The sequence below is a fragment of the Micromonospora sp. WMMD558 genome, assembly GCF_049315255.1.
Classification (GTDB): domain Bacteria; phylum Actinomycetota; class Actinomycetes; order Mycobacteriales; family Micromonosporaceae; genus Micromonospora.
Genome location: NZ_CP186061.1, coordinates 2,423,578 through 2,439,320, shown reverse-complemented (window position 1 = coordinate 2,439,320; position 15,743 = coordinate 2,423,578). Strand labels below are relative to the sequence as shown.

At 71.2% G+C, this 15,743-nt stretch carries 13 protein-coding genes and 1 pseudogene; 7 read left to right on the top strand and 7 right to left on the bottom strand.

Features of this window, described 5'->3' with window-relative positions; all coding sequences use genetic code 11:
- Positions 1-109: 109 nt before the first annotated feature.
- The 4 genes and pseudogenes from ACN26Y_RS11925 to ACN26Y_RS11910 form a co-directional block, all read right to left on the bottom strand.
- Positions 110-820: an ABC transporter permease subunit gene (locus tag ACN26Y_RS11925; RefSeq protein WP_155330354.1), complete on the bottom strand. Its 711-nt coding sequence runs from the start codon at positions 818-820 to the stop codon at positions 110-112.
- Positions 820-1,776: an ABC transporter ATP-binding protein gene (locus ACN26Y_RS11920; RefSeq protein ID WP_422734717.1), complete on the bottom strand. Its 957-nt coding sequence runs from the start codon at positions 1,774-1,776 to the stop codon at positions 820-822. The genes ACN26Y_RS11925 and ACN26Y_RS11920 overlap by 1 nt, the downstream gene beginning before the upstream one ends.
- Positions 1,773-2,657: an ABC transporter permease gene (locus ACN26Y_RS11915; protein ID WP_155330352.1), complete on the bottom strand. Its 885-nt coding sequence runs from the start codon at positions 2,655-2,657 to the stop codon at positions 1,773-1,775. The genes ACN26Y_RS11920 and ACN26Y_RS11915 overlap by 4 nt, the downstream gene beginning before the upstream one ends.
- Positions 2,650-3,471, bottom strand: a pseudogene (locus tag ACN26Y_RS11910) (ABC transporter ATP-binding protein); the annotation flags it as partial. The pseudogene ACN26Y_RS11910 and the gene ACN26Y_RS11915, both read right to left, overlap by 8 nt.
- 218 nt (positions 3,472-3,689) lie before the next feature.
- Here ACN26Y_RS11910 and ACN26Y_RS11905 point away from each other — a divergent pair.
- From ACN26Y_RS11905 to galT, 4 genes are all read left to right on the top strand, one after another.
- Positions 3,690-4,253, top strand: coding sequence for a DM13 domain-containing protein (locus ACN26Y_RS11905; RefSeq protein WP_155330350.1), 564 nt, complete (start codon positions 3,690-3,692; stop codon positions 4,251-4,253).
- Between the two features lie 144 nt (positions 4,254-4,397).
- Positions 4,398-5,927 carry an adenylyl-sulfate kinase gene (gene cysC, locus ACN26Y_RS11900; protein ID WP_155330349.1) on the top strand — a complete coding sequence of 510 codons (1,530 nt, stop codon included), beginning with the start codon at positions 4,398-4,400 and terminating at the stop codon, positions 5,925-5,927.
- Positions 5,928-6,034: 107 nt separating this feature from the next.
- Complete coding sequence (locus ACN26Y_RS11895; RefSeq protein WP_422734716.1) at positions 6,035-6,847, top strand: DeoR/GlpR family DNA-binding transcription regulator; 813 nt, start codon at positions 6,035-6,037, stop codon at positions 6,845-6,847.
- Positions 6,844-7,920 (top strand): galactose-1-phosphate uridylyltransferase, encoded by a 1,077-nt coding sequence (gene galT / locus ACN26Y_RS11890; protein ID WP_155330347.1) that lies wholly within the window; start codon positions 6,844-6,846, stop codon positions 7,918-7,920. The genes ACN26Y_RS11895 and galT overlap by 4 nt, the downstream gene beginning before the upstream one ends.
- A gap of 390 nt (positions 7,921-8,310) precedes the next feature.
- Here galT and ACN26Y_RS11885 read toward each other — a convergent pair whose 3' ends face one another.
- The 3 genes from ACN26Y_RS11885 to ACN26Y_RS11875 all read right to left on the bottom strand — a co-directional run bounded on the left by ACN26Y_RS11885 (position 8,311) and on the right by ACN26Y_RS11875 (position 11,707).
- Positions 8,311-9,525 carry an NADP-dependent isocitrate dehydrogenase gene (locus tag ACN26Y_RS11885; RefSeq protein WP_155330346.1) on the bottom strand — a complete coding sequence of 405 codons (1,215 nt, stop codon included), beginning with the start codon at positions 9,523-9,525 and terminating at the stop codon, positions 8,311-8,313.
- Between the two features lie 265 nt (positions 9,526-9,790).
- On the bottom strand, positions 9,791-10,741 hold the full coding sequence (gene mdh / locus ACN26Y_RS11880) for a malate dehydrogenase (protein WP_155330345.1): 951 nt from the start codon (positions 10,739-10,741) through the stop codon (positions 9,791-9,793).
- A 105-nt stretch (positions 10,742-10,846) separates the two neighbouring features.
- Positions 10,847-11,707, bottom strand: a complete 861-nt coding sequence (locus tag ACN26Y_RS11875; RefSeq protein ID WP_366598621.1) for a bifunctional methylenetetrahydrofolate dehydrogenase/methenyltetrahydrofolate cyclohydrolase — start codon at positions 11,705-11,707, stop codon at positions 10,847-10,849.
- 448 nt (positions 11,708-12,155) lie between these two features.
- On the opposite strand from ACN26Y_RS11875, the gene ACN26Y_RS11870 reads away from it, so the two are divergent.
- The 3 genes from ACN26Y_RS11870 to ACN26Y_RS11860 all read left to right on the top strand — a co-directional run bounded on the left by ACN26Y_RS11870 (position 12,156) and on the right by ACN26Y_RS11860 (position 15,742).
- Complete coding sequence (locus ACN26Y_RS11870; RefSeq protein WP_422734715.1) at positions 12,156-13,760, top strand: peptide ABC transporter substrate-binding protein; 1,605 nt, start codon at positions 12,156-12,158, stop codon at positions 13,758-13,760.
- 82 nt (positions 13,761-13,842) lie between these two features.
- Positions 13,843-14,781, top strand: a complete 939-nt coding sequence (locus tag ACN26Y_RS11865; protein WP_422734714.1) for an ABC transporter permease — start codon at positions 13,843-13,845, stop codon at positions 14,779-14,781.
- Complete coding sequence (locus ACN26Y_RS11860; protein WP_155330341.1) at positions 14,774-15,742, top strand: ABC transporter permease; 969 nt, start codon at positions 14,774-14,776, stop codon at positions 15,740-15,742. Before ACN26Y_RS11865 ends, ACN26Y_RS11860 begins: the two co-directional genes overlap by 8 nt.
- Position 15,743 lies beyond the last annotated feature (1 nt).

Sequence of the window (15,743 nt, the reverse complement as noted above, 5' to 3'; positions counted from 1 at the left end):
GCATAGGAAGGGCCCCTTGTTAACAGGTGCCGCCGACGCGGCTGGTGCGAGTGTCAACAAGGGGCCCTTCCTCTACCGGTGGCGTTAAGAAGGGGCCCTTCCTTGCACGTCAGCTCGTTTCGCCGGCCACGCTGAACGAGCGCAGGCGGTCGATCGCCAGGGCGGTGAAGCCCACCGCGATGAGCGCGCTCATCACGGTCGCCACCGGCACCGACACGTCCGTGGCGAGCAGCTCGGTCGGGGCGAAGCGGTCGGCGAGCGCGATCACGTACTGCTGGATGGAGAGCACCTTCGTGCCGCTGACGAAGTTGCCGAGCAGCCCCTCCCAGATCAGCACGTAGACCAGGCCGAGCAGCACGGGCCGCCGGGTGACCAGGCTGAGCGCCACGAACAACGCGCAGTACGCCAGCGCCCCGACAGCCGCGGCGGCGGCGAGCGCGAGGCCGAGGCGTACCGAGTGGGCGAGCACGCCCGCGACGTAGAGCGGCACGGCGACGGTGACCGCGGTGACGCCGGCGGCGACCGCGAGCTTCGGCAGTACGATCTGCCAGCGCGGCAGCGGCTTGGTGAGGATGTGCACCACGGTGCCGTCGTCGATCTCGGCGCCGAGCACGCCGGTGCCGACGATCAGGGCGACCACCGGCAGCACCACGGCGAGCCCGAGGCCGACCAGCACCGGCGGGCCCCACTCGCCCGGGTCCACCCCGAGGGAGCGGGACAGCACGGCGAGCAGCACCAGCAACGCCGGCAGCGGGAGCAGCAGCAGGAAGCGGCGACGGCCGAACAGTCCACGCGCGGTGATCCAGGAAACGGTAGACATCAGGCCTCCACCAGGTAGGAGAAGACGCTCTCCAGGGACTCGTCCTCGGGCACGAGTTGCCGGACGCGGATGCCCCGGGCCAGGGCGATCTTCGGCAGCGCGCGGGTGAAGGCGCCGTAGTCGCCGGCCCGCACGGTCAGCCCGGTGCGGCCCAGCTCCACGCCGGTCACCGACGGCTCGGCCATCAGCGCCACCGCCAGGGCCCGGTCGTCGGTGGACCGGATCGCGAAGACGTGCGGCCGGTTGGTCATCAGGCGCCGGATGGTCCGGAAGTCGCCCGAGGCGGCGAGCCGGCCGGCGACCATCACCTGGACGGTGCCGGAGACCTGCTCGACCTCCTCCAGGATGTGCGAGCTGAACAGGATGGTCCGGCCGGCGGCGCCGAGGCGGTGCAGCAGGTCCATCATGTGCAACCGCTGGCGCGGGTCCATGCCGTTGAACGGCTCGTCGAGCAGCAGCACCTGCGGGTCGTGGACCAGCGCCGCGGCCACCCGGGCGCGCTGCCGCATGCCCTTCGAGTACGTGCCGATCCGGCGGGACTGCGCGTCCTCCAGCTCGACCAGTGCGATCGCCCGGCGGGCCGCACCCTCGGGATCGGGCAGCCGGTGCAGCTTGGCGCTGGCGAGCACGAACTCGTACGCGGTGAGGAAGGTGTGCACGGCCTCCCGCTCGCTGACCAGGCCCAGCCGCCGGTAGACCTCGGGGTTGCGCCAGGTCGGCGATCCGTCCAGCGTCACCGTGCCCCGCGACGGCGACAGGAAGCCGGCCATCATGTGCAGCAGGGTCGTCTTGCCGGCGCCGTTCGGGCCGAGCAGGCCGGTGACGCCCGCGCCGAGGGACATGCTGACGTCGTTGACGGCGACCACGTTGCCGTACCAGCGGGAGACGCCCGCCAGCTCCAGGGTGCTCGTCGTGCGGGTGGGGGCCGGTGTCCGCTCGGCACTGATCGCGCTCATCGGGCGGCCACCTTCCGGTACCGGGCCAGCAGCAGGGTGACGCAGGTGGCGACGAGGAGCACGGCGGCGAGGGCGTAGACCGGGCCGAAGTCACCGATCGGGATGTCGACGTCCTGACCCGCCGGCACCAGCAGGTCGCCCAGCGCCCAGGTGCCCACGCCGCCCACCAGGGTCGACGGCGAGGCGAGGAAGGCCAGCTCGTTGACCGCCCGCGAGGGCAGGATGGAGAGGATGCCGACGATCGGCGTGGTCATCAGGAAGACCGCCACGATCCCGCCGGCGGCGAACGCCCGCTTGCCGGTGAGCGACGCGACCAGCAGGCCGATCGAGGCGAAGACCACTGCCCAGAGGCCGGCGTAGAGCAGGCCCGGCAGCAGGTCGAGCAGCTCATTCCAGACGCCCCGCATCCCCTCCTTGGTGGTGAAGGCGGCACCGAGGAACATCACCAGCTGCGGCCCGCCGAGCAGCAGCCAGAGCGCGGTGACGAGGGCGAGCAGCTTGGCCAGCGGATAGTCCGACCGGGGCAGTGGCCGGGAGAAGTACAGCGGCAGGACGCCGCTGCGCAGGTCCCGGCTGACCAGCTCGGGGGCGGCCACCGCGACGAAGAAGATGACCAGCCAGCTCATGTTGTCGGCGAACTGCGCGTACGTCATCACGACCTCGCCGATCTGGCTGCGCACCGCGGTGGCGCCGGCGGCCACCAGCGTCACGATGCCCACCACCAGCCAGGGGAAGATCTTGGCCTTGGCGGTGCGGCCGAAGCCGAAGACCGTCCGCAGGCCGTGCAGGTACAGGGCTCCGAACACGGCACCGCGGCCCAGCCGGGGGCCGGTGTAACGCTGGTACCCGATGTCGTGGATGACACCGGCCGGCTCAGACATGGCTGGGCTCCCTCGTGGCGAACAGCTCGGCCACCCGGTGCCGGCGCTGGTCCAGCCGGTGCAGCGGCAGGTCCAGCTCGGCGACCGCGCCGAGGATCAGGTCGTAGGTGGCGTCGTCGGCGAGCGGGACCAGCAGCAGGCGCCCCTCCCGGCTCACCGGCAGGCGGTACGCGGCCAGCCGGGTGGCCAGCTCCTCCGCGCCCTCGCTGACCTCGACCGCGAGGATGTCGGTGGCGGTGGTCATCGCGGAGATGTGGTCGGCGCGCAGCAGCCGGCCGCCGTCGATGGCGACCAGCGTGTCGCAGATCCGTTCCACCTCGCCGAGCAGGTGCGAGCAGACGAGCACGGAGATGCCGAACTCGGTGCCGATCCGGTGGATCAGCGCGAGCATGGCGTCCCGGCCGGCCGGGTCGAGGCCGTTGGTGGGCTCGTCGAGCAGCAGCAGGTCGGGGTCGTGCACGAGCGCCTGGGCGAGCTTGACGCGCTGCTTCATGCCGGTCGAGTAGCCGCCCACCGGGCGGTACCGCTCCTCGTAGAGACCGACGTGCCGCAGAGCCTCGCTGGCGCGTTCCCGCGCGACGGTGCGGGGCAGGCCGCTCATCCGGCCGAGGTGGGTGACCAGCTCGGCGGCGCTGAGGTCCGGCGGGAGGGCGTCGTGCTCGGGCATGTAGCCGACCCGGGCGCGCACCTGGTCGGACTGGGTGGTCGGGTCCAGGTCGAGCACCCGCACCCGCCCGCTGGTGGGCGGGAGCAGGCCGAGCAGGATCTTGATCAGCGTCGACTTGCCGGCGCCGTTCGCGCCGACCAGGCCGATGATCCCGGGCTCGACCGCGACGGTCAGGTCGGCCAGCGCGGTGACCCCACCCCCGTACGTCTTGGTCAGCGACTCGGTCGCGATGAGTGTCACGCCGACAGCCTAGGCAGGTCACGCACCCCCGGGGCATCCGGCGCGCCCCTGATCCGCCCACTAGGGGTACCGGGGTAAGGCTCCGGTAATCCCTCGGGCGGTTCCGGTCCGGAAGAATGCGCGGCATGTTCCTCCGACTGCTGCGCGCCCCGTTCACCTGGGTCGCGGTCGCCGTGCTCGCCGCCGGTGCCGCGTTCGGTCTCTGGTGGTTTCAGCCTTGGAAGCTGGTCACCGACACCGAGGTGGACGACGATCTGGCCGTGGTGGCGACCGCGGCACCGCCGTCCGCTGCCGGCACCGGGCCGTCCGGCCCCACCATCACCGCCCCGGCGGGCCCGGTGATCGTCCGCAGTGGTGAGTTCGTCACCCACGAGCACGACACCACCGGCACCGCCCGGATCGTCCGCACCGCCGACGGCCGGCTGCGGCTGGAGCTGGTCGGGCTGGACACCTCCAACGGTCCGGACCTGCGGGTCTGGCTGACCGACCAGCCGGTCCGCGAGGGCACCGCCGGGTGGCGGGTGTTCGACGACGGCCGCTGGGTGGAGCTTGGCCGGCTCAAGGGCAACCGGGGCGACCAGGCGTACGACATCCCGGCCGACCTGGCCCTGGACGATCTGACCAGCGTGTCGATCTGGTGCAAGCGGTTCGCCGTGTCGTTCGGCGCGGCGCCGCTGACCCCGGCCTGACCGGTCACCGTCCCGCCACCGGGCCGTCACCCGGGATCCGTCGCGCCGGTCACCCGCGTCTCCCCCCGACACCGGGAGTGGCACTCGACCGATCCCGGTGTGGGCTGAGAAACTGTGTGCCGGTCAGGCGGGTTGGGGGATTCGATGAGCAACGGCTGGGTGCTGCCGGACGAGCTGCTCCGGGACGCGCCGGCGTACACGCCGCGCCCCGGTGAGCTGGCGGATCTGGAGCTGTTGCTGACCGGGGCGTACACGCCGCTGACCGGGTTCATGACCCGGGCCGACCTGGTGTCGGTGAGCCGGCGCAGCCGCCTCGCCGACGGCTCGCCCTGGCCCGTGCCGGTGACCCTTCAGGTGCCCGCGGCGCTCGCCCAGGGGCTGGACGTGCGCGACCCGGCGCGCCGCACGCTGGTGCTGACCGACGGCGAGGGCGCTCCGGTGGCCGCGCTGGAGGTGACCGACGCGTGGCCGGTCCGCGACGGGGTGGCAGGCGTCGGCGGGCCGGTGCGCCGGCTGGGCGACGGGGGCCACGGGCCGTTCCAGCGGCTGCGCCGCACCCCGGAGGAGGTCCGCGCGCTGCTGCCCCCGGGGCGGGTGCTCGGGGTGATCGCCGACCGCCCGCTGCACCGGCCGCAACTCGCGCAGATCGCGCACGCCGCCCGTACCCTCGGCGCCCACCTGCTCGTGCTGATCCCGGTCGGCGAGGACGGCGGCGGCGGGCTGCCGCCGGAGGCGCTCGTCCGCAGCGTCTTCGCCGCCCGGGACCGGATGCCCCCGGCGACGCTGGTCGCCGTGCCGCTGTCCCGCCGCCGGGAGGAGATCAGCGACGCGCTGCTGCGGGCCCGGGTGTCGGCGGCGTACGGGGTGACCCACCTGCTCTCCACCGGCGAGATGCTCTCCGGCGCCGGGCTGCGGGTGCTGGTGCCCCGTGAGCTGGCCTACGACAACCGGGACGGGCAGTGGCGCTGGCGGGAGGACATTCCGCCCCGCAACCGGCGGCTGGCACTGAGCCAGGCGGAGATCGACGACCTGCTGGACCGGGGCTTCCCGCTGCCCGAGTGGCACACGCCGCCGGCGGTGGCGAAGGAACTGGTCCGGGCCCGCCCGCCCCGGCGCTACCGGGGTCTGGTGATCTTCCTGACCGGCCTGTCCGGTTCCGGCAAGTCCACCATCGCCCGGGGTCTGGCCGACGCGCTGCGCGAGCAGGGCGAACGGACGGTCACCCTGCTCGACGGCGACGTCGTCCGCCGGGAGCTGTCGGCCGGCCTGGGCTTCAGCAAGGCCGACCGCGACGCGAACGTCCGCCGGATCGGCTGGGTGGCCGCCGAGATCGCCCGGCACCGGGGGGTGTCGATCTGCTGCCCGATCGCCCCGTACGCGCAGGCCCGGGCCACCGCCCGGGAGATGGCGCTGACCGCCGGGGCGGGCTTCCTGCTGATCCACGTCGCCACCCCGCTGGAGGTCTGCGAGCAGCGGGACCGCAAGGGTCTGTACGCGCGCGCCCGGGCCGGCCTGCTCAGCGGGATGACCGGCATCGACGACCCGTACGAGGAGCCGGCCGACGCCGACCTGGTGATCGACACGACCGATCTGTCGGTCGACGAGGCGGTGCAGTCGGTGCTGCACCACCTGACCGAGACGGGCTGGGTCGAGCCCCGCCACCCGACCGTGTAAGCACCCCCTTCCCTTTCGTGGGTAACTCCCGCGCGCTAGTGTTCATTCTTGTTCGAACACGTTCGACCGCGTGAGAGTGCGCGGTGACAGGCGCGGAGGTGCGGCGCATGCTGGCGCAGCAGCGACAGGCGGCCATCCTCGACCGGGTACGCACCGCCGGCGGGGTACGGGTGACCGAGCTGGCAGCCGAGTTCGGCGTGTCGGACATGACCATCCGACGCGACCTCGACCTCCTGCACGAGCGCGGGCTGCTGGCCAAGGTGCACGGCGGCGCGACGGTCGCCGGGCCCGGCTCCACGGACGAGCCGGGGTTCCGCGCCAAGTCGGTGCGCCAGCTCGCCGAGAAGGCCGCCATCGCCGGCCGGGCCGCGGACCTGGTCCGGCCCGGCGCCGCGATCGCCCTCTCCGCCGGCACCACCACCGCCGAACTGGCGCGCCGCCTGGTCGACGTGCCCGGCCTCACCGTGGTGACCAACTCCCTGCCGGTGGCCGAGATCCTGCACGCCGGGGGCCGTCCGGACCAGACGGTGGTGCTCACCGGCGGCGTCCGTACGCCCTCGGACGCGCTGGTCGGGCCGCTCGCCGTCGGCGCGATCCGCTCGCTGCACCTGGACCTGCTGTTCCTCGGCGTGCACGGGATCACCGAGCGGGCCGGGTTCACCACGCCCAACCTGATGGAGGCCGAGACCGACCGGGCCCTGGTGACCGCCTCCGACCGCCTCGTGGTGCTCGCCGACCACACGAAGTGGGGCACCGTCGGGCTCTCGTCGATCGTCGAGCTCTCGGCGGCCGACGTCCTGGTCACCGACGACCGGTTGCCGCCCGACGCCCGGCAGGCACTCGACGGGCAGGTGGGCGAGCTGGTGGTCGTCAGTGGCACGGGCCGGACCACGCCGACGAGTGGAGGGGAGGCGGAGTGAAGCGCACCGCGATCGAACTGGCCGACGGCCGGGAGCTGATCTACTTCGACGAGCGGGACGACGCCGTCCGCGACCAGCCCGACCGCCGGGAGCTGCCGCCGCCCCCGCCGGCGTCGCAACTGCGGTACGACCCGCTGACCGACGAGTGGGTGGCGGTCGCCGTGCACCGGCAGACCCGCACCTTCCTCCCCCCGGCCGACCAGTGCCCACTCTGCCCGTCCACCGCCGACCGGCTCAGCGAGATCCCGGCCCCCGACTACGACGTGGTGGTCTTCGAGAACCGCTTCCCGTCGCTGAGCGGCCGGATCGCCGAGGAACCGGCGGAGATCACGCCGTTCACCCCGGTCCGGCCCGGGCAGGGCCGGTGCGAGGTGGTCTGCTTCACGGACGACCACAACGCCTCGTTCGGCAACCTCACCCCACGCCGGGTGCGGACGGTGCTCGACGCGCTCGCCGACCGGACCGCGGCGCTGGGCGAACTGCCCGGCGTGGAGCAGATCTTCCCGTTCGAGAACCGGGGCGTCGAGATCGGCGTGACGCTGCACCACCCGCACGGGCAGGTATACGCGTACCCCTTCGTGACGCCGCGGACCCGGGCGATGCTGACCGCCGCCCGCCGGCACGCCGACCGCACCGGGGGCCGCAACCTGTACGCCGACGTACTCGCCGCCGAACGCGCCGCCGGGGACCGGGTGGTCGCCGGCAACGAGCACTGGACGGCGTACGTCCCGGCGGCCGCCCGGTGGCCGGTCGAGGTGCACGTGGCGCCGCACCGGCCGGTGCCGGACATCCCGGCGCTCACCGACGCGGAGCGGGACGCGTTCGGGCCGCTCTACCTGAACCTGCTGCGCCGCTTCGACGGGCTGTTCAACCTGCCGATGCCCTACATCGCGGCCTGGCACCAGGCTCCGGTCCGCCTCGACCGGGACCTGGGTCACCTGCACCTTCAGCTGTTCAGCATCCGGCGGGCGAGGGACAAGCTGAAGTACCTGGCCGGGTCGGAGTCGGGGATGGGCGTGTTCATCAACGACATCGCCCCCGAACGCGCCGCCGAACTCCTCCGCTCGGCGTGAAAGGAAGGGCCCCTTCTTAACGCCTCGGGTAGAGGAGGGGCCCCTTGTTAACACCTTGTTGGACGAGCGCCGGTCGCCGGACAGGGCGCGGGGGGCCCGGGACAGGGCGCGGGGGGCCCGGGACAGGGCCCCCCGCTGGGAAGGGACGGCTGGCTGCGCACGACAGCCGGGAAGGCTGGCTGATCGGCACGCATGTCGCGAGGCGACCGCGGTCAACCTTCCTGGACGTGACTGGCATCTCGTCCACCCAGGTCAACGAGGCGCGCCGGGCAAAGTGACGCAAAACGGCGTGTCGCCTGCCCGACACGCCGTCCACCCTGTTCGAGGGCGTTAAGAAGGGCCCCTTCCACAACGCCAGGCGTTAACAAGGGGCCCTTCCTTACACACGAGTCAGGCGAGCTTGCGGGCCAGGTTCTCGTCCAGCGCGTTCATGAACTCGTCGGTGGTCAGCCACGGGGCGTCCCGGGAGATGAGCAGCGCGAGGTCCTTGGTCATCTGGCCGCCCTCGACGGTCTCGACGATGACCTGCTCCAGGGTGTTGGCGAACTCGGTGACCGCCGGCGTGCCGTCCAGCTTGCCCCGGTGGGCCAGGCCACGGGTCCACGCGTAGATCGACGCGATCGGGTTGGTGGAGGTCTTCTCGCCCTTCTGCCACTGCCGGTAGTGCCGGGTGACGGTGCCGTGCGCGGCCTCCGCCTCGACGGTGCGGCCGTCCGGGGTCATCAGCACCGAGGTCATCAGGCCCAGCGAGCCGAAGCCCTGCGCCACCGTGTCGGACTGGACGTCACCGTCGTAGTTCTTGCAGGCCCAGACGAAGCCACCCTCCCACTTGAGCGCGGCGGCGACCATGTCGTCGATGAGCCGGTGCTCGTAGGTGATGCCGGCGGCGTCGAACTCGGCCTTGAACTCGTTCTCGAAGACCTCGGCGAAGATGTCCTTGAACCGGCCGTCGTACGCCTTGAGGATCGTGTTCTTGGTCGACAGGTAGACCGGGTAGCCACGGTCCAGGCCGTAGCGCATGGAGGCGCGGGCGAAGTCCCGGATCGACTCGTCGAAGTTGTACATGCCCATCGCGACGCCGCCGCCGGGGAAGTTGGCGACCTCCATCTCGACCGGGGCGGAACCGTCGGCCGGGGTGTAGGTGATGGTCACCGTGCCCGGGCCGGGGACGACGAAGTCGGTGGCCTTGTACTGGTCGCCGTGGGCGTGCCGGCCGATGATGATCGGCTTGGTCCAGCCCGGGACCAGCCGCGGCACGTTCGACATGATGATCGGCTCGCGGAACACCACGCCGCCGAGGATGTTGCGGATAGTGCCGTTCGGCGACCGCCACATCTTCTTGAGGCCGAACTCCTCCACCCGGGCCTCGTCCGGCGTGATGGTGGCGCACTTGACGCCGACGCCGTGCTCCTTGATGGCGTTGGCGGCGTCGACGGTGACCTGGTCGTCGGTCTCGTCACGGTGCTGGATCGACAGGTCGTAGTAGTGCAGGTCGACGTCGAGGTACGGCAGGATCAGCTGCTCCCGGATCTGCTTCCAGATGATCCGGGTCATCTCGTCGCCGTCGATTTCCACGACCGGGTTGTTTACCTTGATCTTCGCCATCGGCCGGCGCTCCTCTCGGGGGACACGTGCTCAAGCAGTACGAGCGTACTGGAAACTGGCCGGCGGCCCCCAGGCGGCCTCGCCCCCAGGTCGGGGCGGGCGGCGCGAAGGTCACTGGCAGGCGTCGCCGCGTGCCACTGAGCCGTACCCCTGGGTCTATCACGGCGGTCGCCCGGCGGCAGCGGCGAGGGCGGCATTGCGTACGGCGCAGGGAACGGCGGAGGGCCGCCGGCGTCGCCGGCGGCCCTCCACGGGATCGGTCAGCTCACATGTTGGCGACGTCGGCCTGCTTGGCGCGGACGGCCTCGGCGGCCTCCTTCAGGGCGGCCAGCTCGTCGGCGTCCAGGTCGGTCTCGACGACCCGCTTGACGCCCTCGGCGCCGATCTGGGCCTCCACGCCCAGGTAGACGCCGGAGATGCCGTACTGGCCGTCGACCCAGGCGCACACCGGCATGACCTCGCCGGAGTCCTCCGCCACGGCCTTCGCCATCCGGGCGGCGGCCGCCGACGGGGCGTAGTACGCGGAGCCGGTCTTCAGCAGCGCGACGACCTCGGCGCCACCGTTGCGGGTCTTGACGACCAGTTCCTCGATCTGCTCCGCCGGCATGGCGTCGCGCAGCGGCTTGCCGTCCACGGTGCTCTTCGACGGCACCGGCACCATGGTGTCGCCGTGCGAGCCCAGGGTCAGGGTCCGGACCGACTTCACCGGTACGCCCAGCGCCTCGGCCACGAAGTTGGTGAACCGGGCGGTGTCCAGCATGCCGGCCTGGCCGAGCACCCGGTTCTTCGGGAACTGCGTGGCGAGCTGGGCGAGCGCGGTCATCTCGTCCAGCGGGTTGGAGACGACGATGACCACGGCGTTCGGGGCGTACTTGGCGACGTTCTCGGAGACCTGGCGGACGATCTTGGCGTTCGTCTCCAGCAGGTCCATCCGGCTCATGCCCGGCTTCCGGGGCAGGCCGGCGGTGATCACGACCACGTCCGAGCCCTCGATGGCCTCGTAACCCTCACCGTTCGGGCCGGTGGTGACGCCGACGACCTTGGTCTCGAAGCCCTCGATCGCGCGCGACTGGTTGAGGTCCAGGGCGAGGCCGGCGGGCTTGCCCTCCACGATGTCGGTGATCACGACGGTGTCGAAGACGTCGTACTCGGCCAGGCGCTGTGCGGTGGTGGAGCCGTAGAAGCCGGCCCCGACGACAGTGACCTTCTTACCCATGGTCGTCCCACTCCCTGATACCAGTCGGTTTTCCGGACCGTATCAGCCATCCTGGCACCGATCCGGCCAGGGGCGGACGGTTTGCACCTGATGGGTGGGGACGCCTCAGTCGCGCTCGGCCCGCTCGACCACGTTGGTCAGCAGCATGGCGCGGGTCATCGGTCCGACGCCGCCGGGCATCGGGACCAGGGCGCCGGCCACCTCGGCCACCTCCGGGTCGACGTCGCCGGTGTAGCGGCCCTTGCCGTCGGGGCCGATCACCCGCGTGATCCCGACGTCGACCACGACGGCGCCGGGCGTGACCATGTCGGCGGTGAGCAGTCCGGGTACGCCGGCCGCGACGATCACGATGTCGGCGGCGCGGGTGTGCGAGGCGAGGTCGAGGGTGCCGGTGTGGCACAGGGTGACGGTGGCGTTCTCGCTGCGCCGGGTGAGCAGCAGCCCGAGGGGGCGGCCCACCGTGTTGCCCCGGCCGACCACGGCGACCTTGGCGCCGCGCAGCGCCACGTCGTGCCGGCGGAGCAGCTCGACGATGCCGCGCGGGGTGCAGGGCAGCGGGCCCGGGTAGCCGAGCACCAGCCGGCCCAGGTTCACCGGGTGCAGGCCGTCGGCGTCCTTGTCCGGGTCGATCAGCTCCAGCACCCGCTGCGTGTCCAGCTGGGCGGGGAGCGGCAGCTGGACGATGTAGCCGTGGCAGGCCGGGTCGGCGTTCAGCTCGGCGAGGACGGCGTCGACCTGCTCCTGGGTGGCGTCCGCCGGCAGCTCGCGCCGGATCGAGGCGATGCCCACCTCGGCGCAGTCCCGGTGCTTGCCGTTGACGTACGCCTGGGAGCCGGGGTCGGTGCCGACCAGGACGGTGCCGAGCCCGGGCGTGACGCCCCGCTCCGCCAGAGCCTTCACCCGGGCCCGCAGCTCGTCCTTGATCTCGGCCGCGGTCGCCTTGCCGTCCAGAAGCGTCGCCGTCACGCCCAGATCGTCTCACGCCCGGCCCCCCGCGGGCCGACGACCCGGCCAGCCGCCGCCGCACCGCCCACGCCAGTAAACGACGTGACGGTGTGTGACGTGGCCTTGGTCACCGTGTGTGACTTTTGATGGTCGCTCAACGGCCGTCAACCCGACGGCGGCGGCGCGGCGGGGAGGATCGGGACGACCGGGCGGACAGCTCGCAACGACACCGGACGGGTCCGGCACGCAACGCGGCCCGCCGACCGTTAACGCTGGTGCGACGCCCTGCAAGGCCTCGACGTTCTACCAGGACTACGGGTCGGACGCAAGCCCTGCCCCTACCCCCCGTTATCGGTTCGCAACGGCATCGTTGTCGATCGCGATTGTGCGACCTACCGTTGCCCATCGTTGCGCAGCGTAAACCCAGCGTCGGGCCTGACTGCGCAGTGTGAGGAGACGAGGAGACTTCATGCGCGTTCGTAGGCTCGCCGCCTGGACCGCTCTCCCGCTCGCGGTGACCCTGGGCCTGGTGGCCTGCGGCTCGGGCGGCGACGGCGGATCCGGCGGAACCAACCCCAACGCGGCCGTGCGGATCGAGATCGCCGAGCCGCAGCACCTGGTGCCGACCAACACCAACGAGACGAGTGGCTCGCAGGTGCTCGCCGCCCTGTTCAGCCCGCTGGTCGAGTACGACGAGGCCAACAAGGCGTACGAGGTGGCGGCCGAGTCGGTGACGTCCGAGGACAACACGACCTGGACGATCAAGCTGAAGGACGGCTACACCTTCCACAACGGCGAGAAGGTGACCGCCGACAACTACGTCGACGCGTGGAACTACGGCGCGTACGCCCCGAACGGCCAGAACTCGAGCTACTTCTTCGAGAAGATCGCCGGGTACGAGGACCTGCAGGGCGAGCAGCCGAAGGCCAGGACGATGTCCGGCCTGAAGAAGGTCGACGACCTGACCTTCACCGTCACGCTGTCGCAGCCGTACGCCGAGTTCAAGACCATGCTCGGCTACACCGCCTTCTACCCGCTGCCGAAGGCCGCCTTCTCGGCGCCGGGCGTGCTGGCCGAGGGCTACGAGCAGGCCCCGATCGGGCAGGGCCCGTTCAAGATGAAGGGCACCTGGCAGCACGACGCCAAGGTCGAGGTCGAGAAGTACGACGCCTTCCCCGGCGAGAAGCCGAAGGTGGCCGGCGTCGAGTTCCGGATCTACCAGCAGCTGACCGCGGCGTACGCCGACGTGCTGTCGGACAACCTCGACGTGATCAAGACGATCCCGACCGAGAACCTGTCGACCGCGTCGACCGACCTGGGCGACCGGTTCAAGACCAGCCCCGCCTCGTCGTTCCAGTTCCTCTCCTTCCCGACGTACCAGAAGGAGTTCAGCAACCCGGACGTGCGCAAGGCGATCTCGATGGCGATCGACCGCGAGGAGATCACCAAGTCGATCTTCAAGGACTCGCAGACGCCGGCGCGCTCCTTCGTCTCCCCGGTCGTGGCGGGCTACCGCGACAACACCATCGGTTCGGCCGGCACGTTCGACCCGGCCAAGGCGAAGGCGCTGTACCAGGCCGCGGGCGGCCCGAGCCGGATCGAGATCTCGTACAACGGCGACGGCGGCCACAAGGACTGGGTCGACGCCACCTGCAACCAGCTCAAGGCCAACCTGGGTGTGGACTGCGTCGGCACCGCCGAGCCGAAGTTCGCGGACCTGCTGACCAAGGTCAAGGCGAAGCAGCCGGTCGGCCTGTTCCGGATGGGCTGGATCATGGACTACCCGTCCATGGAGAACTACCTCGGCCCGCTGTACAGCACCACCGGCTCGTCGAACTACTACGGCTACAGCAACCCGGAGTTCGACAGGCTGGTCGCCGAGGGCTCGGCGGCGGCCACCGAGGAAGAGGCGATCAAGAAGTACCAGCAGGCCGAGGACCTTCTGGCCAAGGACATGCCGGTGATCCCGCTCCGGTTCGGCCAGAACAGCTTCGGTCACTCGACCAAGGTCACGAACGTGGAGATGGATCTCTTCGACCGGGTCGACCTGGTGAAGATCGAGGCCGTTCAGTAACACGGCGCGACGGGTCGGGCCACTGCCAGCCGGTGGTCCGACCCGCCTTCCTGTTCGCCCTTTTTCAGAGAGACTTCCTAGTATGTTCCGCTTCATTCTGCGGCGACTGCTCCAGATGGTCCTCGCGTTCTTCGGGACCACGCTGATCGTCTACGCGCTGATGTTCGCCGGTCAGGGCGACCCGATCCAGGCGCTCGCCGGCGAGCGCCCGGTCACCGCCGCCCAGCGGGCATATCTGACGGAGAAGTTCCACCTGGACAGGACCGGGATCGACGGCTTCTTCTACCGCTACTTCGACTACGTCACCAACCTGCTCCAGGGCGACCTCGGCCAGTCCCTCACCGGACGGCAGATCGGCGACATCCTCGCCGCCGCCTGGCCGGTGACGATCAAGCTGGCGCTCATCGCCATGGCGGTCACCATCCTCTTCGGGGTCACCGCGGGCGTGCTCGCCGGCATCCGGCGGGCCAGCATCTTCGACAACTCGACGCTGCTGCTGACCCTGCTGGTGCTCGGCATCCCGACGATCGTGCTGGCCCCCCTCGCCCAGTACTTCCTCGGCGTGAAGTGGCAGCTCTTCCCGCCCACCGCCGGCGCCGAGCCCGACCTGTACGCGCTGCTCCTGCCCGGCATCGTGCTCGGCTCGCTCTCCCTGGCCACCGCGCTGCGGCTGACCCGGACCTCGGTGGCGGAGAACCTGCGCGCCGACTACGTCCGCACCGCCCGGTCCAAGGGCCTGGTCAAGCGGCGCATCGTCGGGATCCACGTGCTGCGCAACTCGCTCATCCCGGTCGTCACCTTCCTCGGCGTCGAACTGGGCAACCTGATGAGCGGCGCGATCATCACCGAGGGCGTGTTCAACATCCCCGGTGTCGGCTTCAACCTCTTCCGCGGCATCCGCACCGAGGACGGTCCGCTGGTGGTGGGCATCGTCAGCGTGCTGGTCGTGGTCTACCTCATCTCCAACCTGGTGGTGGACGTCCTGTACGCCGTACTCGACCCGAGGATCCGCTATGAGTGATTTCGAAACCGTGGCGGCGTCGGAGGACCAGGCCGCACGGCGGGGGCCCTCCGGCGAGCCGGGCGCCCCGAACCAGGTCGGCGGCACCTCGACCGTCACCGGCCGTCCCCGTAGCCTGGCCGGCGACGCCTGGCGCGACCTGCGCCGCAAGCCGATCTTCTGGATCAGCCTCGCGCTGGTCGTGCTGGTCACCGCGATGGCCGCGGTGCCCGGCCTGTTCACCGGCAACGACCCGACCAACTGCGTCCTCGCGCGGCAGCACGCCGCGCCGTCCGGCGGCGCCATCCTCGGGTACGACTTCCAGGGCTGCGACACCTACGCCCGGGCGGTGTACGGCGCCCGCGCCTCGCTCCTGGTGGGCGCACTCTCCGCGCTGCTCACCGGGCTGGTCGCGCTCACCGTCGGGATGCTCGCCGGCTACTTCGGCCGATGGGTCGACGCGATCCTCTCCCGCGTGATCGACATCGTGCTCGGCATCCCGCTGCTGCTCGCCGCGATCGTCCTGCTCAAGCGGGTCGCCAGCGACAGCTCGACGGTCCGGATCGCCTCCGTCATCTTCGTGCTGGCGGTGCTCGGCTGGACCACGGCGGCCCGGGTGGTCCGCTCGTCGGTGATCACCGCCAAGGAGCAGGACTACGTCGCCGCCGCCCGGATGCTCGGCGCGAGCAACGGCCGGATCATGTGGCGACACATCCTGCCCAACGCGCTCGCCCCCGCCGTCGTGGTGCTGACCATCGCGCTCGGCTCGTTCATCGCCGCCGAGGCGACGCTGTCCTTCCTCGGCATCGGCCTGAGGGAGCCGACGATCTCCTGGGGCATCGACATCAACAACGGCCGGGTGCACATGCGGGAGTCGGCGACCCCACTGATCGTCCCGTCGACCTTCCTCGCGCTGACCGTCCTGGCGTTCATCATGCTCGGCGACGCGATCCGTGACGCCTTCGACCCGAAGCTCCGGTGAG